General features: G+C 72.6%; 1 protein-coding gene. It reads left to right on the forward strand.

Features of this window, described 5'->3' with window-relative positions:
* Positions 1 to 169: 169 nt before the first annotated feature.
* Positions 170 to 1,100 (forward strand): alkaline phosphatase D family protein (locus AOK22_RS37950; RefSeq protein ID WP_208606508.1); only part of this gene is annotated, 931 nt, incomplete at its 3' end.

Below are 1,100 nucleotides of genomic sequence, written 5' to 3' on the forward strand. Positions count from 1 at the left end.
CCGGCGGGTTCGATGCGGCAGTTCGCTCAGCGTTCATGGCCCCGCAGCGTACGGGAGGGGTGTCCACGCGGACATCATCCGCCCGCCATATGGCTGTTGTGTACGCGACAGGCGGGCGTCGTCCCCCGCCACTTGCATGCCCCTGACACCAATCGTCAGGGGAGGGCACATGACACCCGCAGGTCAGCAGCACGCACCCGAACTCCAGGCCGCAGCCAAGCACGTGGGCCGGCGCCGGTTCCTCACCGTCACCGGCGCCGCCGCCGCGCTCGCCTTCGCCACCAACCTGCCCACCGCGGGCGTCGCGGGCGCCGCCGAGCTGGACGCCCGCCGCATCGCCGACGACCCCTTCACCCTGGGCGTCGCCTCCGGCGACCCGCTGCCCTCCTCGGTCCTGCTGTGGACCCGGCTCGCCCCGGCCCCCTACGAGCCGGGCGGCGGCCTGCCCGCCGAGCGCGTCACCGTCCAGTGGGAGCTCGCCCACGACGCCCGCTTCCGTCGCGTCGCCAGACGGGGCACGGTCACCGCGCACCCCGAGTTCAGCCACACCGTGCACGTCGAGGTCGACCACCTCGAAGCGGGCCGCACCTACTACTTCCGCTTCCGTACGGGCAGCTGGGTCAGCGAGACCGGCCGCACCCGGACCGCGCCCGCCACCGGCAGCCGCGCCGCCGGGCTGACCCTCGCCGCCGTCTCCTGCCAGGCGTACCACGACGGCTACTTCACCGCGTACAAGCACCTCGCGCAGGACGACGTGGACGTCGTCTTCCACCTCGGCGACTACCTCTACGAGTACGCCGTCAACGCGGTCGGCGGCGCCCGCAACTACACCGACCGCACGCTGCCCGCCCACTTCAACAAGGAGACGAAGACCCTGGAGGACTACCGCCTGCGGTACGCCCTCTACAAGTCCGACCCGGACCTGCGGGCCGCGCACGCCGCGCACCCCTTCGTCGTCACCTGGGACGACCACGAGACCGAGAACAACTACGCGGACGACACCTCCGAGAACGACGACCCGCCGGCCGAGTTCCTGCTGCGCCGCGCCGCCGCGTACCGCGCGTACTGGGAGAACCAGCCGCTGCGCCGCCCGCAGCAGC

Source organism: Streptomyces silaceus (genome assembly GCF_001419745.1).
In the GTDB taxonomy this organism is placed as follows: domain Bacteria; phylum Actinomycetota; class Actinomycetes; order Streptomycetales; family Streptomycetaceae; genus Streptomyces; species Streptomyces silaceus.